A 21,556-nucleotide genomic window follows, 5' to 3' on the forward strand; every position below is an offset into this window, starting at 1 on the left:
TTCGCGGGCTGGCGCCCGCTCCCGCAAGGCCAGGCGACGTCGATCAGACGCGTTCAAGCGCTAGCGCCACGCCCTGCCCTACGCCCACGCACATGGTCGCGAGGGCCTTTTTGCCGCCGCTGCGCTCAAGCTGATGGACCGCGGTGAGCACCAGGCGAGCACCGCTCATGCCCAGTGGATGGCCCAGTGCGATGCCACCACCATTAGGGTTGACCTGCGGGGCATCGTCCGCCACGCCAAGGTCGCGCAACACTGCCAAGCCTTGGGCGGCGAAGGCTTCGTTGAGCTCGATCACATCGAAGTCGGCCACCGCCAACCCCAACCGCTCGGTCAGCTTGCGCACCGCCGGCACCGGGCCGATCCCCATCACCCGCGGTTCAACCCCTGCGCTGGCAACACCCAGCACCCGCGCGCGGGGGGTCAGGCCGTGTTTTTTCACGGCGGCGGCGGAGGCGAGAATCAACGCCGCGGCGCCGTCGTTGACGCCCGAGGCGTTCCCGGCGGTGACCGTCTTGTCGGCGCCATTGACCGGCTTGAGCCGGGCCAGGGCTTCAAGGGTGGTATCGGCGCGCGGGTGCTCATCGGTGTCGACTACGGTATCGCCCTTCTTGCCGGCGATACGCACCGGCACGATCTCTTCGGCGTAGAAGCCCGCGGCCTGGGCGGTCGCGGCGCGCTGCTGGCTGCGCAAGGCGAAGGCGTCCTGGTCGGCGCGTGAGATGTTGTAGTCATCGGCGACGTTATCCGCGGTTTGCGGCATCGAATCGATACCGTACTCGGCCTTCATCGCCGGGTTGACGAAACGCCAGCCGATGGTGGTGTCCTCGATTTTCATGTTGCGCGAATACGCTGTGTCTGCCTTGCCCATCACGAAGGGCGCACGGGACATGGATTCGACGCCACCGGCAATCGCCAGCTCGATTTCACCGGTGGCAATGGCGCGGAAGGCGCTGCCCACTGCATCCAGGCCTGAAGCGCACAGCCGATTGAGAGTGATGCCGGGCACGCTTGGCGGCAGCCCGGCCAGCAGCAGCGCCATGCGCGCCACGTTGCGGTTGTCTTCGCCAGCCTGGTTGGCGCAACCCATGAACACTTCGTCGACGGCGTTCCAGTTCACCTGCGGGTTACGCTCGATCAACGCCTTGATCGGGATGGCTGCCAGGTCGTCGGCGCGAACCGAAGCCAGCGCCCCGCCGAAGCGGCCGATGGGGGTACGGATGGCATCGCAAATAAAGACGTCTTGCATCAGGCTTCTCCTGGTGCCTGGCCATGGGCCTTGGCGGTACGGGCTTCGAGGTCGCGCAGGGCAGTCAGCTCGGTGTCGGTCGGCTCGACCGTGTTCAGCACCTGTTCGGCGAAGCGGATCGGCCAGCCAGTGGCGGCAACGATCTGCTCGCGGGTCACCCCGGGATGAATGGACGTCACCACGAATTCGTTGCTCTCGGCCTCCGGTTCCATGATGCACAGGTCGGTGATGATCCCGACCGGGCCTGCCCCTGGGAGGCCAAGGCGCTTGCGCGAGTCCCCGCCCTCGCCATGCCCCACGGACGTGATGAAGTCCAGTTTCTCGACGAAGCTACGGTGTGACTGCTTGAGAATGATCAGCACGCTTTTCGCAGAACCGGCGATTTCCGGCGCGCCGCCGGCACCCGGCAGGCGGACCTTGGGCGCGTGGTAATCACCGACCACGGTGGTGTTGATATTACCGAAGCGGTCAACCTGAGCCGCGCCCAGGAAGCCCACGTCGATGCGCCCGCCTTGCAGCCAATAGCGGAAGATTTCCCCTGTGGGCACCACGGTGTCAGCGGTTTCCGCCAACTCACCGTCGCCAATCGACAGCGGCAGCACGCTGGGCTTGGCGCCAATGGGGCCGGATTCGTAGATCAGCACTACGTCGGGCGAGGAGGTCAGCCGCGCCAGGTTCGCTGCCTTCGAGGGCAGGCCGATCCCCACGAAGCACACCGCACCATTCTTCAGGCGCCGGGCGGCGGCCACGGTCATCATTTCGGAGGTGGTGTAAGTCATCAGGCGTGCTCCCCGGCTTGGCTGAGTTTGCTGCGGTATTCGGCGAAGTCGCGGGTGCCACGCACATACTCGTCGATCCACGCAGTGAAGGTATCGCGCCCGCGGGCGATCGGGTCCCAATCCTGGTAGAAGCGGTTATCGCGCTCGGTATAGCCGTGGGCGTACGACGGATGCGCACCGCCGGGCACCAGGCACACGGCGCTCAATGCCCAGGTAGGCAGCACGCAGGCGTTCATGGGCGCTTGCAGGTCGTCGACGATTTCCTCGACGGTGACGATGCAACGCTTGGCCGCCAGCGCGGCTTCTTTCTGCACGCCCAAAATGCCCCACAGCAGCACGTTGCCCTTGCGGTCGGCCTTTTGCGCGTGAATCACCGTAACGTCTGGGCGCACTGAAGGGACCGCAGCCAACACCTCGCCAGTGAATGGGCAGGTCACGGTCTTGATCAGCGGGTTGACCTTGGGCAGGTCGGAGCCCGCATAAGCGCGCAGCACCGCGAACGGCAGGCCCGACGCGCCGGCAACGTAAGCGTTGGCGAGGTCCGCATGGCTGTGTTCTTCGATCTCGATCGGCTGCGGCCACTGTTTTTCGACCGCATCGCGCAAGCGGTGCAGTGAACCCACCCCTGGGTTGCCTCCCCAAGAGAAGATGAGCTTGCGCACACAGCCAGCGCCAATGAGCTGGTCGTAGATCAGGTCCGGAGTCATCCGCACCAAGGTCAGGTTTTTTTTGCCCTGGCGAATGATCTCGTGGCCGGCAGCCGTGGGAATAAGGTGGGTAAAACCTTCGAGGGCGACCATATCGCCATCGTTGACGAACTGCTTCACGGCGTCGTGGAGCGAGAGAAGTTCGGCCATGTCGCGTGAGCTCCTTCTAACGATGAGACTAGAGGCCGCCAGCGGCGGCCCGGGTGCAAAGCGTGGCGCAAGATTAAGACGCACCACCGAACGAAACAATCCGATTATCGAGTATGCGTTCGATAATCGAACGCTACCCTGACACCGTTAAGTCGCGTCTGCGTGGCTGACCCTGCCTTTGATCAATACCGCTGCGGTGGCCAGCACCGCGGGCACCAGCAGCGCTGTGAGCACTTGGGCGAAGGTCCAACCAGCACCCAGCAAGGCCGCCCCACTGGAGGCGCCGAGGATCGCCCCGAAGCGGCCGATGCCCAGCATCCAGGACACCCCGGTGGCGCGCCCTTGGGTAGGGTAGTAGCGAGCGGCGAGCGACGGCATTGCCGATTGCGCCCCGTTCACACACATGCCGGCGATCAATACCAGCGTGGCGAGCAGGGTGATGTTGCCGAGGCTTTGGCCCACGGCGTAGGCGAACACGCCGGCGAGCAGGTAGAACGTACCGATCACCTTGTGAGGGTTGAAACGGTCCATCGCCCAACCTACAGCGACCGCGCTGAGCACGCCGCCAAATTGGAACAGCCCACCGATGAATGCCGCTTGCTCCATGCTAGCGCCGCTGTCGCGCATCAAGGTCGGGAGCCAACTGGTCAGCAGGTACACGATCACCAGCCCCATGAAGTAAGTCAGCCACAGCAGCAGAGTGCCGGCCTTGTAGGTGCGGGAGAAAATCACCGCGAACACGTTGCGCGCTTTTACCGTGGTCAGCTCCGGCACGCTGAAGCTGCCCGCCTGCGCCACCACCGCAGGGTTGATCGGCGCCAGCACCTTGCGTACCCGCTCCAGGCCGCGGTGACGGACCACCAGGAAGCGCGCGGACTCTGGCAGCCAGACCATCAGCACGACCAGCAGCACCATCGGCAAAATGCCACCTAGCAATAGCAGGCTATGCCAGCCAAAGGCCGGGATCAGCTTGGCGGAAATAAACCCGCCGCCGGCCATGCCTAAGTTGAAACCGCAGAACATGCTGGTGACCAACAACGACTTCAGCCGCTCAGGGGTGTATTCGGACAGCAACGTGGTGGCGTTGGGCATGCCCGCGCCCAGCCCCAACCCCGTGAGCAGGCGCAGCAACATTAGCTGATCCAGGTTAGTGCTGAAGGCCGAGGCCAGGCTGAACACGCCGAACACCATCACGGCACCGACCAGCACCACCTTACGACCGAAGCGGTCGGCCAGCGGGCCGGACCCCAAGGCACCGAACACCATGCCTACCAGCGCGGCACTCATCACCGGGCCAAGGCTACCTTTGGCCAGCCCCCACTCCTGGGACAGCGCCGGTGCGATAAAACCCATCGCCGCGGTGTCCAGGCCGTCGAGGAATACGATCAGAAAACAGAGAATCACCACCCGCCATTGAAAGCGGGACAAGGGCTGGCTATTGATAAACGACTGGACGTCGAGGCAATTGCCGATTGCATCTAAGGGACGGTTCATTATTTTTATCCATCGAGAACACGCACCCAGGCCCCGCACGCATTCATTCTCGAACCCGTGGCAGTTGCGCGGTTACGTTGAGTGTTGGTCAGGCCGAAGCTCAGCCGTTTTGATGCCAGCGCGTGGTACGCGGGAGGAGAGTGTCGATCATGGGGGCAGCGCCTCTCTCTTTATTATGGCCAGCAGGAAGGCCCCGGCTGGTCAGTCGACATTAAGAGCGGCGTGCCAGAAGCGTCAATTCGATAAACGCATATGCGTGCGTTTATCGAACGAATCCCGTTGTTCAGCTGAACAGCTGGGCACTCAGATCTCGGCTGGCAGCTAGCATGATCGGCAAGAAACGTTGCTCCAACTCGCCCCGGCTGACTCGCCCAGCATGGGTGCTCACATTAAGCGCCGCCAACACTTGCCCCGAGGCGTCGTATACCGGCACTGCTATGGAACGCAGGCCCTGCTCCAGCTCTTGATCGACGATACACCAGCCTTGCTGACGAACCTGCTGCAGGCACTGGGACAGCTCTTCTCGGTCGGTCAGGGTCTTGCTCGTCTTCGGTTGCAGGTCCACGTGGTCCAGGTATTCACGCAGGGTGGCGTCGTCCAGCGCTGATAGCAGGATCCGCCCCATGGACGTGCAATACGCGGGCAGGCGCCCTCCTACTGACAGGTCCACGGAGATCAGCCGCTGGGTGGTAGCGCTGCGGGCGATATAAAGGATGTCTTCGCCTTCCAGCGTAGCCATGTTGCAGGCCTCGTGGAGCTGTTCGCTCATGCGGTCCAGGTAAGGCTGCGCGGACACCGCCAGGGGCGTGGAAGACAGATAGGCATGCCCCAGGGTCAATACTTTGGGCAGCAAAGAATAGGTACGGCCATCGGTGGTGGCGTAACCGAGCTTGATCAAGGTATGCAGGCATCGCCTCACCGCCGCCCGCGGGATTTCCGTGCGGTGGCTAATCTGCGCAATGGTCAAATGGCGCTTGCGTTCTTGAAACGCCTGCACCACGGCGAGCCCACGCGCCAAGGAGGTCATGAAATCCGGATCCCCAGTGAACGCCTGAATACGTTTGGCCGGAGACGCCACGATGGGCGGGGCGAGAGAGCTGAAGGCGGTGCGCAGCTGATCGTTCATGGTCAAGCCTCAAGGTAGCGCAAGCATAGGCCGATTATCGAACGGTTGGCCGATAATCGCAATTATCCCTTTCACTTTCCTCCATACGGTGGTGCTTTGGTCCGCGACCTCATGGTCAAGGTAACGGAGGCGAGACTTAAACTTTTTAGAAACTTACGGATCCAACATAGGCATTGGCTGAATCAATACCGATGAGTGCTGTTCAGTTTTAGCGTATTTCTTGTATATTTCGAAACCAAGAGCAAATTGACCGCTCTTAAGTTGTAGCGCTAACGTTGCGCCGCACATTCGATAGTCTTCGGAGTATTGTCAGCCGGTCTCGATAGTGCCCCCGCCAGGCAACGCTCGGCGAATAATCCATTTTCAGATTTCCAAAGGTATTCATGTGACCAAAGACGAACTGCGCGCTGAACTTGAGCGCCAGGAGAAACGCTACAAGGATGTTTACGGTGGTGAAGTCACCACCTATGCTGCGCAACCCGAACCTGAACGCAAACCTTGGCGAAAACGCGCCAGCCTGCTGGACCAGGCATTCCAGCAAGAACTCGAGAAAATCGAAAAGGAATTGCACAGCCCCGAAGTGTCATAACGGTTCCTGCCCATATCCGCTCCCGATATCGGGGCTATGCTGGAAACAGATTACCGCGCCCGCCCCACCGCCAAGCGCCGTTGTCGTCCGTTGCCCCGCTGCACGGAACCGGGCCAGCCGATCAGCAGTCAAGGCATCGTGATCCGAAAATTTCTGTCATAATCGCGCCCCCTTATCGGCTGGTCACAAAACCTTCATGATCGATCTATTCAGCGGACTGGATGCCTGGGTCCTTATAAGCCTGTTCCTGGCTTTGGCCTTCGTCCTCGCCTTTGAGTTCATCAACGGCTTTCATGACACTGCCAACGCAGTGGCGACCGTCATCTACACCAAGGCCATGCCGCCACACCTGGCCGTGCTGCTTTCCGGCTTCTTCAACTTCCTCGGCGTATTGCTGGGCGGGGTTGGCGTGGCCTATGCCATCGTCCACTTGCTTCCGGTGGAGTTGTTGATCAACGTGAACACCAGCCACGGCCTGGTGATGGTGTTTTCACTGCTCGCCGCGGCCATTGCCTGGAACCTGGGCACTTGGTACTTCGGCATTCCGGCGTCCAGCTCGCATACATTGATCGGCTCGATCCTGGGCGTGGGCCTGGCCAATGCGCTGATCAACGATATTCCTCTGGGTGAAGGGGTGAACTGGCAGAAGGCGATCGACATCGGCGCTTCGCTGGTGGTTTCGCCCATGGTTGGCTTCGGCGTGGCCGCCTTGATGCTGTTGGCGCTCAAGCGCTGGCGGCCGCTGTCGAAGATGCACAAAACCCCAGACCAACGCCGCAAGCTCGATGACAAGAAGCACCCGCCTTTCTGGAACCGCCTGGTACTGGTGCTTTCCGCGCTGGGCGTGAGCTTCGTGCATGGTTCCAATGACGGCCAGAAGGGCATCGGCCTGATCATGCTGGTGCTGATCGGTATCGTGCCCAGCCAGTTCGTGCTCAACCTCACCAGCAGCACCTATGAGATCGAACGCACCCGTGACGCCACAGTGCACCTGGCCCAGTTCTACCAGCGCAACAGCGCAGCCCTTGGCGATTACCTTGCGCTGGGCAAGAGCCAGGCCGGGGACCTGCCAGAGCAGTTCGAGTGCAACCCGCAACAGACCGAACCCACCATCAATGCCCTGCAGGAAAACCTGCGCGGCATCGCCGACTACCACAGCCTGCCTGCCGATAAGCGCATCGAAACCCGCCGCTTCCTGCTCTGCCTGGATGACACCGCGCGCAAGGTGAGCAAGCTGCCAGAGCTCAACCCGCGCGAAAAAGCCGACTTGGACAAACTGCGCAAAGACCTCACCAGCACCACTGAATACGCCCCATTCTGGGTGATCTTCGCCGTGGCGCTCGCCCTTGGCGTGGGCACCATGGTGGGCTGGAAACGCGTGGTGCTGACGATCGGTGAGAAGATCGGCAAGCAAGGCATGACCTACGCTCAGGGGATGTCCGCGCAGATCACCGCCGCCTTCGCCATCGGCCTGGCCAACGTGTTCAGCCTGCCGGTGTCGACCACGCATGTGCTGTCCTCGGGCGTGGCCGGTACCATGGTAGCGAACCGCAGCGGCCTGCAAGGCAGCACCGTCAAGAACATTCTGCTGGCCTGGGTACTTACCCTGCCCGCAGCCATGGGCATGGCCGCCGGCCTATTCTGGTTGGCCTCGCGGCTGGTCGCCTGACCCCCTCCAAGAGCAAGCGCCTGCCCCGCAAACCGGTTTATTCAAGCCAGGTTCGCGGGCTGGCGCCCTCTTCCAGAAACCTTCGCACCCGCCCTAAACGAAGCCGCCGATCGAACATCTAAAGGTCCGAAGGGTCCATGGTAAGGACCACGGCCCGGAAGGAAGCTGATCGTGCACATCGCTGACATCACCATGTTCTACGCCCCTGCTAGTGGGGGGGTGAGGACTTACCTTGATGCCAAACATCGTCGTCTGGCCGGCAAGGCCGGCATCCGTCACAGCCTGTTGATCCCCGGCGCTAACTTCAGCGAAGAAAACGGCGTTTACCGCGTTCCCGCGCCTGCCCTGCCCTTTGGCAATGGCTACCGATTTCCTCTGCGCCTGGCACCCTGGCGCAATGTATTGAAGGACCTGCAACCGGACTTGATCGAAGTCGGCGACCCGTACCTTACCGCCTGGGCAGCCCTGGATGCCCGACGCCAGCTGGACGTCCCCGTCATAGGCTTTTATCACTCGGACTTGCCACTGTTGGTGAGCAACCGCATGGGCAACTGGTTTACCCCGAATGTGGAAGCCTATGTAAGCAAATTGTATGGAAACTTTGACAGAGTACTTGCACCCAGCCGGGTGATGGCGGACAAACTTCGCCGGCTCGGTATTCGCGATGTCCACGTACAGCGCCTGGGCGTGGACCTTAAACAATTCAACCCGGAACGGCGTGACCCATCTTTGCGAAAGGAGCTGGGCATCGACGAAGATGCGCGCTTGTTGATCTTTGCCGGCCGCGGCTCTAAGGAAAAGAATATTCCCGTGCTGCTTGAATGCATGCGGCACCTAGGGCCCGGCTACCACTTGCTGTTGGTGGGCTCATACATGCCGGCCAATGTTCCGGCCAATGTGACCGTGATCAACCACTTCTGCCCCACCCACGAAGTTGCCAGATTGATGGCCAGTGCCGACGCGCTGCTGCATGCAGGTAACCAGGAGACCTTTGGGCTGGTTATCCTTGAAGCCATGGCCAGCGGTATACCCGTGGTCGCGGTGGATGCCGGGGCTTTCAAGGAATTGATCAACGATGAGGGCGGGCTGCGTTGCCCACCGAACGACGCCGGTGCCATGGCTGAATGTGTGCGCCAGCTGTTCAGCGCCGACCCGGCTGCCTGGGGCCAGCGCGCCCGGGCCTACGTTGAACGCGAATATGCCTGGGATTCGGTCGTTAATGGCCTGCTTGGCCATTATCGGGCGGTCCAGAACGCTTACGGCGTGCCGGTGGTGGCTCATGGGTGACACGGGCTTCGCCTCCGGCCAGCGCAGCGTGATGCTGGTGTTGCACGACGTAGCGCCTCAAACCTGGCCCGACTACCAACCCTTCGTCGAAGCAGTGGACGCATTAGGCAATGTGCCCATGACCCTGTTGGTGGTGCCGGACTTCCATCACCGCAACCCATTGGACAAGCATCCCGAATTCCGCCAAGTGCTCGAACGGCGCATTGTCGCCGGGGACGAGCTGGCCTTGCATGGTTACTACCACGCTGACGATGCACCGTCGCCGCGCACGCCCAGGCAATGGTTCATGCGCCGGGTGTACACCTGGGAAGGGGAGTTCTACACCCTGGCCGAGCAACAAGCCTTGGAACGCATCCGCCGCGGCATCGAACTGTTCCATCGACACCAATGGCCGCTGGACGGGTTCGTCGCGCCGGCCTGGCTGATGAGCGAGGGCACCCGCCAGGCATTGCGGCAACTGCCACTGTCCTACACCAGCGACCCCCAGCATTTCTATCGCCTGCCCAGCTTCGAAAAGATCCAGGCACCGGGGCTGGTGTGGAGCGCCGGTAGCGCCTGGCGCCGTGGGGTTTCCAAGTTGATCAGTGAGTGGCAGTTGCACCAGTGGCGCCAAGCGCCCACGGTGCGCCTGGGCTTGCATCCCGTGGACATGCGCCACGCGCAGTCCCGTAATTACTGGCTGGCGACACTGCGCCGGCTGCTGGAAGAAGGGCGAGTAGCGCAGACCAAACGGTGCTGGCTCGCTGATCGCGGCGCCTTGGCCGAGGCGGCATGAAACGCCTAGCGTGGCTGGCGGTAGCGCTGCTGGCCGCCATCGTGCTGCCATGGGCCCTAGGTGGCGGCGAACTACTGGCTCGACTGCGTGGCTTTCCACTGCCGCTGCTGCTGGGTTTGTTCGCCATGATCGGCCTGTGCTGGACGCTCAATGCCTTGCGCTTGCGGTTGCTGCTGCAGGCCCAAGGCAAAACCCTAGGGCTCGCCCGCACCATCGGCATGGTCATGGCCACTGAGTTTGCCATCTGCGCCACGCCTGGCGGCAGCGGCGGGCCGCTGACCCTGGTGGCGCTGCTGGATCGTCAAGGCGTGCCGCCGGCGCGCAGCGGCGCGGTGTTCGCCATGGACCAACTGAGCGACTTGCTGTTCTTTTGCTTGGCGGTGGCGGGGGTGTTGCTGTACGCGCTGTTTCACAACCTCAACAGCCGCCTGGAATGGTTACTGGCCGGCAGCGCCGTGCTCATGAGCCTGGCGCTGCTGGCATGCTGGGGCGTGGCCAGGCACCAACGGCGCTTCGTCGCCTTGACGGGCTACTTGTTCATGCGCGCGCGCATGTCGCGCCCGCGCCGCTGGCGCTGGGCCCGTCGCTGGTTGCACTTTGTGCATGCGTTCAAAGACACCCTGGGCATGCCTAAAAGCTTGCTGGCACTGGCCTTTTTTCTCACCTGCTCGCACTGGGGCCTGCGCTTCAGCGTGCTCTGGCTTGCCCTGCGCGGCCTGGGTTCGGACCTCGCCTGGGCGTGGAGTTTGCTGGTACAGATTCTGTCCCTGAGCGCTGGGCAATTCAGCCTGCTACCGGGCGGCGCGGGCGCGGCGGAGCTGACCAGCGCGGCGCTGCTGGCCCCCATGGTCGGCAAGCCCACCGCGGCGGCGGCGATTCTGATCTGGCGTGTAGTGACGTATTACTTTTACTTGCTGGCGGGCGCACCGGTGTTCGTGCTGATGGTAGGCAAGCCGCTGCTACGCCGGCTGATGGCGCTGCGTTCGTAGCGGGGAGGCTTGCGGCCAGACACGTTGCGCGACCGCCTCGAATCGCCGCCGCGTGCCTGGTCGCGAGCAAGTTCAGCTGCTACGGGTTTCTGGGGCGGCCACGGGTGCACCCTTTTCAACCGCGGGGGGCTCGTTGAGCGTTTCCCACAAGCGTTCGGCGCCCGGAAAATCGGTGCCGTCCGCCTCGTTCAGTGCTTCGGGATCGTACCGGGCGGTGCAGCCCTCGCCCACCGTGGGCGGCGGCGTGGAGGTGGCACGGTCGAAGGGGTCGTTCATGATGCCTCCCGCTGCTGCCGTGGCTCAGTCGAACACGACGGTCTTGTTCCCGTGCACCAGCACACGGTCTTCCAGATGGTAGCGCAGGCCCCGGGCAAGGACCATTTTCTCCACGTCGCGGCCCAGCCTCACCATGTCTTCTGTGCTATGGCTGTGGCTGATGCGCACAACGTCCTGCTCGATGATCGGGCCGGCGTCCAGTTCCTCCGTGACGTAGTGGCAGGTCGCGCCGATCAGCTTCACGCCACGGGCAGCGGCTTGATGATAGGGCTTGGCACCTACGAAGGACGGCAGGAAGCTGTGGTGGATGTTGATCACCCGCTGGGCATAGGCGCTGCACAGCTGGGGCGGGAGGATCTGCATGTAACGGGCGAGCACTACCACGTCAGCGGCATGCTCGCTCACCAACCGCGACACCTCGGCGAATGCCGGCTGTTTGTCCTGAGGGTTAACCGGAACGTGATGGTAGGGAATGCCATGCCACTCGACCATGCTACGCAGGTCGTCGTGGTTGGAGATCACGCAGGCGATATCGCAGTCCAGCTCCTGGCTGTGCCAGCGGTGCAGAAGATCGGCCAAACAGTGGGACTCGCGGCTTGCCATCAACGCTACGCGCTTTTTGCAGGCCGAGTCGGTGATTTGCCACACCATCGAAAAAGCTTCGGCGATGGGCGTGAAGGCGGCGCGAAATTCGTCCAGGCCAAACGGCAGGCTATCGGCGCGAATCTCATGGCGCATGAAGAACCAGCCGCTTTGCTCATCGGAGTGGTGGCTGGCTTCAGTGATCCAGCCATTGTGCGAAGCCAGGAAATGACTGACCTTGGCGACAATGCCAACGCCGTCGGGGCAGGCAATCACCAGCCGGAAAGTGCGCATCGGTAAAGCTCCAGAAACATCGGAAAAGAGCGACATTCTAACGAGTACGACAAAATTCTGCAGTAGCCATAATGCCGCTGCCACGAGGGCAGCGAGGCAGCAAGCGCCGCCTTTCGGATTTCCAATCGCCAGCCATCGAAAACATGAAGAAATAAAAATACAGTCGCCTGGTTTATCCAGTAATAGCAATAGATGCAGGTTAAATCTTTACTCGTTTTATCGCAGTGTTTATTATCGACGCAGATCGCCAACCCATTCATAGGTAGTGTCATGTCGCTTATCAACGAATACCGCTCCACAGAAGAAACCATCAAAGAACTCCAGGCTCGCCTGCAAAGCCTGTCCCAGGACAAGAACCTGCAGACCGAGCTGGAATTCGAAGGCAAATTGCGCGACCTGATGGGCGAATACCAGAAGTCCCTGCGTGACATCATCGCCCTGCTCGACCCTGAGTCGCGCAATACTAAGCCCGGCCGCACTGCTCCGGTTAAAACCACCGGCACCAAGCGCGCGCGCAAGGTCAAGCAGTACAAAAACCCGCACAATGGTGAAATCGTCGAAACCAAGGGCGGCAACCACAAAACTCTGAAAGAGTGGAAAGCCAAGTGGGGCGGTGACGAAGTCGAAAGCTGGGCAACGCTGCTGGGCTAATTCCCGGCGCTGCCCTCGAACGCCAGCATTGCTGGCGTTTTTTTATATCTGCAGTTTCATTCGCACGCCGTTCACATACTGTTGCCAAGCCGTTAGCAATGCGCGCTGGGCATCGTTGGCGCCCACCAATGCCTGCGCCAGAGCCTCGTCGAAGCTGGCCAGCGTATGCGGCGCACCGAACGCCGGGTTCCCAAGCCTGCTCCGGCAGAACCCCAGCCAACGCTCTCGCTCCGCTTCATCCAAGGTGTGCGGATAATTTCTCGCCCGATAACGGAAGAGTAGTTCCGGCAAGCGCGGGTCCTCGAACATCCAGGTTTCCCGGGCGAGCGCTTCGGGCGCCGCGCTTACAACTTTATGGCACAGGCGACGGTCGCGTTCACCGATAAAACCGTCGTACAGCTGTTGTTCTGGATCCTCATTTGGAAGGAACTCGTCACTGGCGTAAATGCGCTCGAGTTTTTCCGCCCATACATGCTGCGCCTGATGCAGGCCCTTAACCCTACTTTCATAAAGTGCAAAATCCAATTGCAGCCGTTCCCGATCTTCTGCGGCGATCACCCCCAATGGCGCAATGACTGGGCAACGGTTCACGTGGATCAACTTCAAGGGCACCGGCAACTGCCCGGCCTCGAGTTGATCGCGGCGCGTATATAACCGGCGCGACAAGACTTCGCTGTCTTCTTCCCAAAGTACCTGCGGGTCATGGCTCAAATCGCAAACGATCAGCGCATTACGGTTACGTGGGTGCCATCCCAACGGCAGAACGATGCCTAGATAGTTTCGATGCGCGCCGAACCGCCCGGAAACATGCACCATCGGGCGCATCAATTGAATGCGTTCGATCACCTTGTGCTTATTGCGCAGTTCGAACGCCCAGTCATATAGCCGCGGCTGGCGTTCACGCAATAGCCGCGCCAGGGCAATGGTCGCACGCACATCGGACAGCGCGTCATGAGCCTGGCCGTGCTCGATGCCATTGGCGGCGGTGAGTAGCTCGAGCTTGAGCGACACCTGGCCGTCTACCCTAGGCCACTCGATGCCGTCCGGGCGCAGGGCATAGGCGGTGCGCACCAGGTCGATCAAATCCCAGCGGCTGTTACCACCCTGCCACTCCCGGGCGTAGGGGTCATGGAAGTTGCGATAAAGGCTATAGCGGGTGACTTCATCGTCGAAACGCAGGGAGTTGTAGCCTGCGCCACAGGTACCGGGCTGGCCCAACTCCGCCTGCACCCGGCTCATGAACTCCGCCTCGGACAGCCCGCGCTCGCGCAAGCGGGCCGGGTCGATACCCGTTACCAGGCAGGCGGCCGGATGCGGCAGGATGTCGTCGGAGAGGCGGCAGTACAGGTTGACCGGCGTGTCGATTTCGTTGAGCTGCGCATCGGTGCGGATACCGGCGACCTGCAAGGGACGATCACGGCTGGGGACGATGCCGGTGGTCTCGTAGTCATACCAGAACAAGCTTGTGGTCACGGGATGTTCCTGGCGTGGTCAATGGATCAGTTTACGGCTAGCGTGCCGCCCCGGCCACCCGCACGCGCCAGCACGGAGCCCGGTTGCCTGAACGGCCGCGCATGGCTAGCATCGTTGCCAACCCCCTGCCGTGAACGGCTACGCTGATTCCAGGATTATCCGTGCCCCGCCGCCTCGCTGCTCCCCCCCTCACCCGTTTGATCGCCCTGGCCGCCGGCTCGAGTTGCGCTGCGCTGCCTTGGCTGGCGCAGGCCTCGCCGCCGGGGCCCACGCTCACCGCCCAGGAGGCGCATGCGGCGATCATTCAAGTGCTGGCCGTGCCCGCGCTCACCGGGCGGCTGCCGACGCTGGAGCTGCTGACCGCCATTACGGCCATGGCCACGTTAGCCGCGCTGGCCCTGGTTATGCGTCATCTGGCCAGCAGGCGGCCGCTTGGGGCTGTGTACACGCCGCTGCCGGAGCATTCGTTGGGGCGGGTAATCGATGAGGCGGAGAGCCTTTGGCCCCAGGCCCCCTCAGAGGCCATCGGCCTGCTGTTTCGCGGCTTGCTGGCGCGACTGGCAATGGACTATCAATTGCTCGTACCGCCCGGCGCGACCGAGCCAGAGCTGGTCGAGCAGGTCGCGAGCCTACGCCTGAGCGGCCTAGAGGATTTCACCCGGCGGCTGGCGGAACATTGGCAGCAGGCCCGCTATGCCGGCGCTCTGCCGAGCGACGCTGCCTGGGCCGGCCTTTGCGTCAGCTGGCGGCGGTTGTTCCCCACCGATGTGGCAGCATGAGCCAGCTGCGGCTTGGGGGCATCGTCGTATTGCTGGTAGCGACAACAGCGCTGCTGGGCATTACCTGGGCGAGCCGCGCAGACGATCCGTATTGGGCCGCGGAGCGATTCCTGCGCAGCCGAGGCCTGGAGGTCATCCGTAGCCAGGACTTGCGCCCGCTGAACCAGCTGCCGGCTACCGAAGTAAGCCTGATGCTGCTCGGCGAGCGTGAACAGATGAGCGCCACCCAGGCGCAGACGCTGCTGGCCTGGGTGTATGCCGGGGGCAGGTTGCTGGTCGCCGCGCAGGGTTATTGGGCACCGGGCGGCGCCTCGGATCCGCTCCTTGATCCTCTGAACATCCGCCTGCTCAACGCTTACGCCAGCGCGGGCGGCCGTTTGACCGCGGCGCGCAGCACGCTTACGGAGCTGTACCTTGAAACCGATACCGCCCCATTGCTGATGGGCTTCGCTCCCGGGCGGCACCTCGAAGACGCGGACGACCTGGCGCAATCCTGGGCAAATAGCCCACAAGGTACCCATATGTTGCAGCTCAACATGGGTGCAGGAACGCTGACAGTGGTCAGCGATACCGGCCTGTGGCGCAACCGGGCGGTGGGCCAGTTCGACAATGCCTGGCTGCTCTGGTACCTCAACCAGGGGCGCCAGGTGGTCATGCAGTACCGTGAACCGGCGCCAGCCACGCTGCAACAACTGGCCGCCTACCCCGCGACCCTCGCGAGCACCCTGGTGGTGTTGTCGCTGTTGGCGTGGTGGGGCGCAACCCACTGGCCCCAACGGCGGCCCAAGCCAGCACCCGCCCTGGGCACGCCAGCCGAAGGCTATCGACGCGCTGGCCGCGAGCAGCTGCTACGGGGGCTGCGCGAAGACATCCAGCGCTGCGCCAGGCGCCGCCACCCCGGCTTTGGCCAGTTGCCCGTGGCCGGCCAATGGCAGCTCTTGGCCAAACTGGCCGCAACTTCCACCTCCACTATCGCCCAAGCGCTGCGCCCACATCCTGGCGAGCACTTGTCGGCGGCCGCCTTTCGCCAACAGGTGGCGCAGCTTCAAGCCATCAGGAATGCCCTATGACCGATCTTCCCGTCGCCGCTGCGGCCGAGCCTGACAGCGCCAAACCTGGCGAGCCTGCGCCGGCAGCCCCATTGGCCGAATGGAGCACCGAGCTCAACACCGTGCTCATCGGCCAGCCTGCCGTCACCGAAGCGCTGCTGATCGCGCTGCTGGCCGGTGGCCATGTGCTGCTGGAAGGCCCGCCGGGGGTGGGCAAACGTCTTGCTGGCCGCGCCCTGGCGGCCTCTTTCGGCGCCCACTTCGCTCAACTGCAATGCCTGCCACCTGCACCGGGCACAGCGCTCCACCCTTGCCTTGCCAGGGCCGGTGCGCAAGGCCAGGTGCTGCTGCTGACCGGCCTAGAGCAGGCTTCGCTGGCGGCCCAGGCTGCCTTGGGCGAGGCGCTGCAGGCCACCGAAGTAAGCTGGGCCGACGGCCAACCGCCCGAGCAGGCCCCGGTGATGTTGATCGCCAGCCGCAACCCGTTCGACCCCGCAGGGGTAGTACCTCTGGGCGAAGCCTTGCTCGACCGGTTCCTGCTCGCCATGCCAGTTGCGTTCCCGACGGTGGAAGACGAGACCCGCATGGTTCGCGAAGTCAGCCTGTCGACCGCCCCGGACATGCTGGCCATCGCCGCTCCGCAGCGGCTGTTCAGCGGTGAAGACGTCGCCCGCTTACAAGCCAGGCGCGGGGCCGTGAAGGTAGACGACGCGCTAGTGAACTACGCAGTGCGCATCGTCCGCGCAACCCGCTTTGGCGCCCAGTTCAGCACCGGCGCCGGGCCGCGGGCAGCCATCGCGCTGGTGCGGTGTGCTCAGGCCCGGGCCCTGCTGCACGGGCGCGAATACGCCGTTGCCGCGGATATCAAAGCCTGCGCGCCGGGGGTGCTGCGTCATCGGGTGCGCCTTGCCATGGCGCAACGGCTGGATGGCGTTGCGCTTGAGCACGTGCTGGCCGACCAACTCGATCAAGTGGGCGCCCCTCGCCCATGAGCTGCCTGCGTTGATCCGCCCACGCTACCCTGCCCTGCTGCTGGCCGCGGGGCTGCTAGCCGTGGCTTTCGCCTGCGAGGCCCAAGCCGATCTCGGGGCCCTGCCGTGGGTGATGCTGGTAGCTTTTGTGCTGGCCAGTGCGCTGGATATCCGCGCTGCTCGGCGCCTGCGCCTTGGCGAGCCGCACCGCGCCCTGCCGCAGCGGTTGTCGGCAGGCCAGGAAAATACCGTGGAGGTGACGCTGGAAAACCCTCACGGGCGAGCGCTACGCCTCCAATATGACGAGCGCCTCGGCGACCGCCTTGGCTTTTCCCACGCGGTTGAGGTGCAGGGCCTACCGCGAAGGCTAAAGATCCCTCCCCGGCATGCCGCCCGCTTCAGCTACCAACTGCGGCCGCTGAACCGAGGCGCGTTGATGATGGGCGAGGCATGGCTATATGTGAGCGGCCCGCTCGGGCTGTGGGAAGCCAGGCAGCGCTTTGCCTTGCCACAGCGAGCAAGGGCCGGCACCAACCTGCCAGTGCTAACGCGGCTGACGCAGGAAGCTAGCAACCAGTGGCGGGCACAACGGCTGGCGGCGGACGCGAACGGGCAGGCGGATTTGGCGCGACCGGGTGGGCTGCTGATCTGGCTCGACACTGCGCCTGTCATGGGCAGCGTTCAGGGGGAAGCAAGGGCCTTGGACTACGCCATGGATGCTGCCTTGGCGCTGGCTTGCGCGGCGCAGGCCAGCGGCGCCCGGGTAGCCCTGCATCTGAGCGCCGGTGACAGCCGCAGGCAGCTCGCCTCAGCCGCGGGAGAACGCCAGCTAGAGGCGCTGCATCAGGTGTTGGAAGAGCTGCAACTGAGTACGCACCCGACCGATTACACGGCCGAAGCCGCCAGCTTGCTACAGCGCCACCCGGGGGGCGATTGGGTAGTGTTGATCACGCGCTTGCCCGCCGACGGCGCGGCACTGGTCGGGCCGCTTGCGGAAGTCGCCCGCCAGCACCGGCTGGTGATCGCAGACATCGCCGAACAGCGCCTGCTCGAGACCTGTCACAGGCCCATCCGCACCGACGCCGACGCCCGCGCCTACTGCATGGCCATACCTGCGCTGGGGCATCGCGAGCACGTGTGTGCGCAGCTTGCAGCCGCCGGGCTCGAAGTGATGCAAGCCCCAGGCGAGCACCTGGCCAGTGAGCTGGTGGAGCGTTATACAAAAGGTTGCCGATAATCCAAGACTATCGGCAACGAGCGCTTCAGGCGGAAGCGCTGAGCGGGAGAAAACTGAAGTAGCGGCGAAGCGCGTCCACCAACTGCTCGTACTCGACCGGCGCCTGCAGCAGCATGAAGCCCGAGTCGTAAAAGCCCGGCGTCGCGTCTTCCTGGCACCATAGGCAGCTGCCAGTCAGGTTGATCAGTTGAATCTCACCGTCATGCGCGGGAACCTTGAGCTGGAGTTCAAAATCCGGCCCAACCAGCAACGGAACCGTGCTGATCAGCATCAACCCCGCTTCGGACACGTTCCCCAGATAACCGATCGGCCGATCGGTATACCGGTTGTACACCTTAAGGTAGTACGGCAGCTGGTGCCGCTCTATGCATCGTTCGATATACATGGCTTCTTCACTGTTTCGTAGCCCTATGATTCGGACTGGCACAGGGCGAGTAAAGTGCCTTCCGATCCTCAGCTTAACGCAAGGCTAGCAATCTGCCAGCTCCTTTGCATCCGCTTGTCGCTCAATTGCCCGCCGGCCGGGGGATTGCAGCTCCTTCCGTCGGGTAACGCCCCAGCTGTTCAAGGGTTTGCAGGCGTGCCTTGGCACGGAATGCATACTCGCTGTCGGGGTATTGATAAATGATGAACTGGTAGGTCTGCATGGCGTCCGGCATCAGGTTCTGGCGCTCCAGGCATTGCCCCCGCAGCAGGGCGCTTTCAGGCCGGATATAAGGGCGGGCGCGGCTCTTGCGGTCCACCTGGGACAATTCCAGCATGACCTTCTGACAATCGCCGTCGTCATACGCTCGATAAGCGCTGTTGAGATGCTGGTCCATCGACCAGCGGGTGCAGCCGGCCACAGCGGCCAGCATCGTCAATACAATGAGCGTTCGCATGGAGATCTCCTTTACGTCTGAAGTGTATCGGCCCCGCGCCGGAATTCTTCAGCCCGGCCTGCGCAACGCGCTCGCGCTCAGGTAGTGCAAACCCATCAATGACTACAGCGGGATTGAGGAGTAGCCTTTCACCGCGTGTCAATAAAGGAGCCAGTGCATGACCGTACGCCGTACAAAAATCGTCGCCACCCTCGGCCCAGCCAGCAATTCGCCCGAGGTCCTGGAGCAACTGATCCTCGCCGGGCTCGATGTGGCTCGCCTCAATTTCTCCCATGGCACGCCGGATGAACACAAGGCGCGCGCGCGCCTGATCCGCGACATCGCCGCTCGCCACGGCCGCCACGTGGCGCTGCTGGGCGACCTGCAAGGGCCGAAGATCCGCATTGCCAAGTTTGCCGGCAAGCGCATCGAACTCAAGGTCGGCGACCCCTTCACCTTCTCCACCACGCACCCTTTGACCGAAGGCAACCAGCAGGTGGTGGGCATCGATTACCCAGACCTGGTCAAGGACTGCGGCGTGGGCGATGAACTGCTGCTCGATGATGGCCGCGTGGTGATGCGTGTGGAACGCGCCGACGCCGACGCGCTACATTGCGTGGTGCTGATCGGCGGTCCGCTGTCCGACCATAAAGGTATCAACCGTCGCGGCGGCGGCCTCACCGCCCCGGCCCTGACCGAAAAAGACAAGGCTGACATCAAGCTGGCCGCCGAGATGGAGCTGGACTACCTGGCGGTATCGTTCCCGCGCGACGCCTCGGACATGGAATATGCCCGCGAACTGCGTGACGCCGCCGGTGGCACCGCTTGGCTGGTCGCCAAGATCGAGCGCGCCGAAGCGGTCGCCGATGACGAGAGCCTCGACGGCTTGATCCGCGCCAGCGATGCGGTAATGGTAGCCCGCGGTGATCTGGGCGTGGAAATCGGCGACGCCGAACTGGTGGCCATCCAGAAGAAAATCATCCAGCACGCCCGCCGCAATAACAAAGCGGTGATCGTCGCGACCCAGATGATGGAGTCGATGATTCAGAACCCCATGCCGACTCGTGCCGAAGTCTCTGACGTGGCCAACGCCGTGCTGGACTACACCGATGCGGTGATGCTTTCGGCCGAAAGCGCCGCCGGCGCCTACCCGATCGAGGCCGTGCAGGCCATGGCGCGGATTTGCGTGGGTGCCGAGAAACACCCCACCAGCAAGAAGTCCAGCCACCGGCTATACACGCAGTTTTCCCGCTGCGACGAGAGCATTGCCCTGGCGGCCATGTACACGGCCAACCACTTCCCCGGCGTGAAGGCGATCATCGCCTTGACCGAAAGCGGCTATACCCCGCTGATCATGTCGAGAATCCGCTCCTCGGTGCCGATCTTCGCGTTCTCACCGCACCGCGAGACTCAAGCCCGGGTGGCGATGATGCGTGGCGTCTACACCGTGCCGTTCGACCCGTCGGCGCTGGAAGTCGGCAAGGTCAGCCAGGCGGCGGTGGATGAGCTGCTCAAGCGCGGCGTGGTCGAGCCAGGCGATTGGGTGATCCTCACCAAGGGCGACAGCTACCACACCATCGGCGGCACCAACGGGATGAAAATCCTCCACGTCGGCGACCAGCTCGTCTGATATCACGCTTAGGGGGAACAGGTTTCGCCATTCCCCTTCAGTTTGCGCGGCCTTCTTGATACTGTGGCTCGTTTTTTCAGACGACTCCCTACAGGAAGGCCTCATGACCGTCGCTGCGCTTGCTGAAATTTTCAAACAAAACGAAAGCGCCATACTTGAACAATGGATCGAGATCCAGCGCAAGGCTGGTATCCGCTCGGACCTGATCGACGATCGCACCATGGTCGACAACTCCCGTGACCTGCTTAAAGCGTTCATCCGTGCGCTGAGCGAGAGCGGCGACGACCTGGCCCTGCCGGGCTGGAGCCCGGTCAAGTCTTTCCTGGAGCGTCTTTCCCAGGCACAAAGCCGCCAGGGCTTCACCCCCTCGGAAACCGCCACGTTCATCTTCTCGCTCAAAGAACCGCTGTTCGCCCTGCTGCAACAAGACGGCACCCAGGCCAATGCCGAACTGCTGGCGGCCAGCCAGTTGATCGACAAGCTCGGGCTCTACAGCATGGAGCGCTTCGTCGCAGGCCGCGAGGAAGTCATCCGTGAGCAGCAAGAGAGCATGCTCGAGCTGTCTACCCCAGTCGTGCAGCTGTGGGCAGGCGTGCTGGCCGTGCCGCTGATCGGCTCGCTGGACAGCAACCGCACCCAGGTGGTGATGGAAGCCCTGCTGCAGAAGATCGTGGAAACCGAATCGGACATCGCCATCATCGACATCACTGGCGTACCGACCGTGGATACCATGGTTGCCCAGCACCTGCTCAAGACCATCACTGCGGCCAAGCTGATGGGCGCACGTTGCATCATCAGCGGCATTCGCCCGCAGATCGCCGCAACCATCGTGCATCTGGGCGTGGAACTGGGCGATGTTGTCACTAAGGCCTCGCTTTCCGACGCCTTCCAAATGGCCCTTAAAGAGCTGAACGTTCGCCTCGTCAGCGCTAACCCTCGCTAA

The 21,556-nt window shown here is 62.9% G+C and carries 22 protein-coding genes; 12 read left to right on the plus strand and 10 right to left on the minus strand.

Annotated features, from left to right (window positions below; genetic code table 11):
- Positions 1-43 precede the first annotated feature (43 nt).
- From pcaF to pcaR, 5 genes are all read right to left on the minus strand, one after another.
- A complete protein-coding gene (pcaF, locus tag OGL93_RS10360) occupies positions 44-1,249 on the minus strand; it encodes a 3-oxoadipyl-CoA thiolase (RefSeq protein ID WP_276583499.1) in 1,206 nt (401 codons plus the stop codon).
- Entirely contained in the window at positions 1,246-2,028 is a 783-nt protein-coding gene (locus OGL93_RS10365) for a CoA-transferase subunit beta (RefSeq protein WP_263262767.1), read from the minus strand. The genes pcaF and OGL93_RS10365 overlap by 4 nt, the downstream gene beginning before the upstream one ends.
- Positions 2,025-2,882, minus strand: a complete 858-nt coding sequence (locus tag OGL93_RS10370; protein ID WP_263262555.1) for a CoA transferase subunit A — start codon at positions 2,880-2,882, stop codon at positions 2,025-2,027. The genes OGL93_RS10365 and OGL93_RS10370 overlap by 4 nt, the downstream gene beginning before the upstream one ends.
- 147 nt (positions 2,883-3,029) lie before the next feature.
- Positions 3,030-4,376 (minus strand): MFS transporter, encoded by a 1,347-nt coding sequence (locus OGL93_RS10375; protein ID WP_263262556.1) that lies wholly within the window; start codon positions 4,374-4,376, stop codon positions 3,030-3,032.
- A gap of 283 nt (positions 4,377-4,659) precedes the next feature.
- Positions 4,660-5,502 carry a pca regulon transcriptional regulator PcaR gene (gene pcaR / locus OGL93_RS10380; protein ID WP_263262557.1) on the minus strand — a complete coding sequence of 281 codons (843 nt, stop codon included), beginning with the start codon at positions 5,500-5,502 and terminating at the stop codon, positions 4,660-4,662.
- A 385-nt stretch (positions 5,503-5,887) separates the two neighbouring features.
- On the opposite strand from pcaR, the gene OGL93_RS10385 reads away from it, so the two are divergent.
- From OGL93_RS10385 to OGL93_RS10405, 5 genes are all read left to right on the plus strand, one after another.
- Positions 5,888-6,091 carry a hypothetical protein gene (locus OGL93_RS10385; RefSeq protein ID WP_263262558.1) on the plus strand — a complete coding sequence of 68 codons (204 nt, stop codon included), beginning with the start codon at positions 5,888-5,890 and terminating at the stop codon, positions 6,089-6,091.
- A gap of 196 nt (positions 6,092-6,287) precedes the next feature.
- Entirely contained in the window at positions 6,288-7,760 is a 1,473-nt protein-coding gene (locus OGL93_RS10390; protein WP_263262559.1) for an inorganic phosphate transporter, read from the plus strand.
- Positions 7,761-7,931: 171 nt separating this feature from the next.
- Complete coding sequence (locus tag OGL93_RS10395) at positions 7,932-9,047, plus strand: glycosyltransferase family 1 protein (RefSeq protein ID WP_263262560.1); 1,116 nt, start codon at positions 7,932-7,934, stop codon at positions 9,045-9,047.
- Positions 9,040-9,822, plus strand: a complete 783-nt coding sequence (locus OGL93_RS10400) for a polysaccharide deacetylase family protein (protein ID WP_263262561.1) — start codon at positions 9,040-9,042, stop codon at positions 9,820-9,822. Before OGL93_RS10395 ends, OGL93_RS10400 begins: the two co-directional genes overlap by 8 nt.
- Entirely contained in the window at positions 9,819-10,811 is a 993-nt protein-coding gene (locus OGL93_RS10405) for a lysylphosphatidylglycerol synthase transmembrane domain-containing protein (RefSeq protein ID WP_263262562.1), read from the plus strand. The genes OGL93_RS10400 and OGL93_RS10405 overlap by 4 nt, the downstream gene beginning before the upstream one ends.
- Before the next feature lie 72 nt (positions 10,812-10,883).
- On the opposite strand, the gene OGL93_RS10410 is transcribed toward OGL93_RS10405, so the two are convergent.
- Both OGL93_RS10410 and purU read right to left on the minus strand, forming a co-directional pair.
- Positions 10,884-11,087 (minus strand): hypothetical protein, encoded by a 204-nt coding sequence (locus OGL93_RS10410; protein WP_263262563.1) that lies wholly within the window; start codon positions 11,085-11,087, stop codon positions 10,884-10,886.
- Between the two features lie 24 nt (positions 11,088-11,111).
- Positions 11,112-11,963, minus strand: coding sequence for a formyltetrahydrofolate deformylase (gene purU, locus OGL93_RS10415; RefSeq protein WP_263262564.1), 852 nt, complete (start codon positions 11,961-11,963; stop codon positions 11,112-11,114).
- 270 nt (positions 11,964-12,233) lie between these two features.
- Here purU and mvaT point away from each other — a divergent pair, with 270 nt between their 5' ends.
- The gene (mvaT, locus tag OGL93_RS10420; protein ID WP_263262565.1) at positions 12,234-12,614 is read left to right on the plus strand and encodes a histone-like nucleoid-structuring protein MvaT; all 381 of its coding nucleotides are present in this window, start codon (positions 12,234-12,236) and stop codon (positions 12,612-12,614) included.
- A gap of 42 nt (positions 12,615-12,656) precedes the next feature.
- Here the strand turns inward: mvaT and sbcB are convergent, their stop codons facing one another.
- Positions 12,657-14,087, minus strand: a complete 1,431-nt coding sequence (gene sbcB, locus OGL93_RS10425) for an exodeoxyribonuclease I (RefSeq protein WP_263262566.1) — start codon at positions 14,085-14,087, stop codon at positions 12,657-12,659.
- 161 nt (positions 14,088-14,248) lie between these two features.
- On the opposite strand from sbcB, the gene OGL93_RS22240 reads away from it, so the two are divergent.
- From OGL93_RS22240 to OGL93_RS10445, 4 genes are read left to right on the plus strand one after another with little or no spacing between them, the layout of a single operon-like run.
- A complete protein-coding gene (locus OGL93_RS22240; RefSeq protein WP_263262567.1) occupies positions 14,249-14,866 on the plus strand; it encodes a DUF4129 domain-containing protein in 618 nt (205 codons plus the stop codon).
- The gene (locus OGL93_RS10435; protein WP_263262568.1) at positions 14,863-15,936 is read left to right on the plus strand and encodes a DUF4350 domain-containing protein; all 1,074 of its coding nucleotides are present in this window, start codon (positions 14,863-14,865) and stop codon (positions 15,934-15,936) included. The genes OGL93_RS22240 and OGL93_RS10435 overlap by 4 nt, the downstream gene beginning before the upstream one ends.
- Entirely contained in the window at positions 15,933-16,907 is a 975-nt protein-coding gene (locus OGL93_RS10440) for a MoxR family ATPase (protein WP_263262569.1), read from the plus strand. The genes OGL93_RS10435 and OGL93_RS10440 overlap by 4 nt, the downstream gene beginning before the upstream one ends.
- The gene (locus tag OGL93_RS10445) at positions 16,855-18,123 is read left to right on the plus strand and encodes a hypothetical protein (protein ID WP_263262570.1); all 1,269 of its coding nucleotides are present in this window, start codon (positions 16,855-16,857) and stop codon (positions 18,121-18,123) included. The genes OGL93_RS10440 and OGL93_RS10445 overlap by 53 nt, the downstream gene beginning before the upstream one ends.
- A gap of 25 nt (positions 18,124-18,148) precedes the next feature.
- On the opposite strand, the gene OGL93_RS10450 is transcribed toward OGL93_RS10445, so the two are convergent.
- Positions 18,149-18,508 carry a PilZ domain-containing protein gene (locus OGL93_RS10450; RefSeq protein ID WP_263262571.1) on the minus strand — a complete coding sequence of 120 codons (360 nt, stop codon included), beginning with the start codon at positions 18,506-18,508 and terminating at the stop codon, positions 18,149-18,151.
- Between the two features lie 121 nt (positions 18,509-18,629).
- On the minus strand, positions 18,630-19,004 hold the full coding sequence (locus tag OGL93_RS10455; protein WP_263262572.1) for a tetratricopeptide repeat protein: 375 nt from the start codon (positions 19,002-19,004) through the stop codon (positions 18,630-18,632).
- A gap of 157 nt (positions 19,005-19,161) precedes the next feature.
- Between OGL93_RS10455 and pyk the strand changes: the two genes are divergently transcribed.
- Together pyk and OGL93_RS10465 are read left to right on the plus strand one after the other, a co-directional pair.
- Positions 19,162-20,613: a pyruvate kinase gene (pyk, locus tag OGL93_RS10460; protein WP_263262573.1), complete on the plus strand. Its 1,452-nt coding sequence runs from the start codon at positions 19,162-19,164 to the stop codon at positions 20,611-20,613.
- Positions 20,614-20,716: 103 nt separating this feature from the next.
- Positions 20,717-21,556: an STAS domain-containing protein gene (locus OGL93_RS10465; RefSeq protein WP_263262574.1), complete on the plus strand. Its 840-nt coding sequence runs from the start codon at positions 20,717-20,719 to the stop codon at positions 21,554-21,556.

Source organism: Pseudomonas sp. RIT-PI-S (genome assembly GCF_025642975.1).
GTDB lineage: Bacteria > Pseudomonadota > Gammaproteobacteria > Pseudomonadales > Pseudomonadaceae > Aquipseudomonas.

Coding starts and splice junctions, on each gene's coding strand:
- purU (WP_263262564.1), bottom strand. CDS start 11,963: ATGCGCACTTTCCGGCTGGTGATTGCCTGCCCCGACGGCGTTGGCATT.
- OGL93_RS10375 (WP_263262556.1), bottom strand. CDS start 4,376: ATGAACCGTCCCTTAGATGCAATCGGCAATTGCCTCGACGTCCAGTCG.
- OGL93_RS10405 (WP_263262562.1), top strand. CDS start 9,819: ATGAAACGCCTAGCGTGGCTGGCGGTAGCGCTGCTGGCCGCCATCGTG.
- pcaR (WP_263262557.1), bottom strand. CDS start 5,502: ATGAACGATCAGCTGCGCACCGCCTTCAGCTCTCTCGCCCCGCCCATC.
- OGL93_RS10455 (WP_263262572.1), bottom strand. CDS start 19,004: ATGCGAACGCTCATTGTATTGACGATGCTGGCCGCTGTGGCCGGCTGC.
- OGL93_RS10465 (WP_263262574.1), top strand. CDS start 20,717: ATGACCGTCGCTGCGCTTGCTGAAATTTTCAAACAAAACGAAAGCGCC.
- pyk (WP_263262573.1), top strand. CDS start 19,162: ATGACCGTACGCCGTACAAAAATCGTCGCCACCCTCGGCCCAGCCAGC.
- OGL93_RS10370 (WP_263262555.1), bottom strand. CDS start 2,882: ATGGCCGAACTTCTCTCGCTCCACGACGCCGTGAAGCAGTTCGTCAAC.
- OGL93_RS10390 (WP_263262559.1), top strand. CDS start 6,288: ATGATCGATCTATTCAGCGGACTGGATGCCTGGGTCCTTATAAGCCTG.
- mvaT (WP_263262565.1), top strand. CDS start 12,234: ATGTCGCTTATCAACGAATACCGCTCCACAGAAGAAACCATCAAAGAA.
- OGL93_RS10400 (WP_263262561.1), top strand. CDS start 9,040: ATGGGTGACACGGGCTTCGCCTCCGGCCAGCGCAGCGTGATGCTGGTG.
- OGL93_RS10410 (WP_263262563.1), bottom strand. CDS start 11,087: ATGAACGACCCCTTCGACCGTGCCACCTCCACGCCGCCGCCCACGGTG.
- OGL93_RS10440 (WP_263262569.1), top strand. CDS start 15,933: ATGACCGATCTTCCCGTCGCCGCTGCGGCCGAGCCTGACAGCGCCAAA.
- OGL93_RS10435 (WP_263262568.1), top strand. CDS start 14,863: ATGAGCCAGCTGCGGCTTGGGGGCATCGTCGTATTGCTGGTAGCGACA.
- OGL93_RS10450 (WP_263262571.1), bottom strand. CDS start 18,508: ATGTATATCGAACGATGCATAGAGCGGCACCAGCTGCCGTACTACCTT.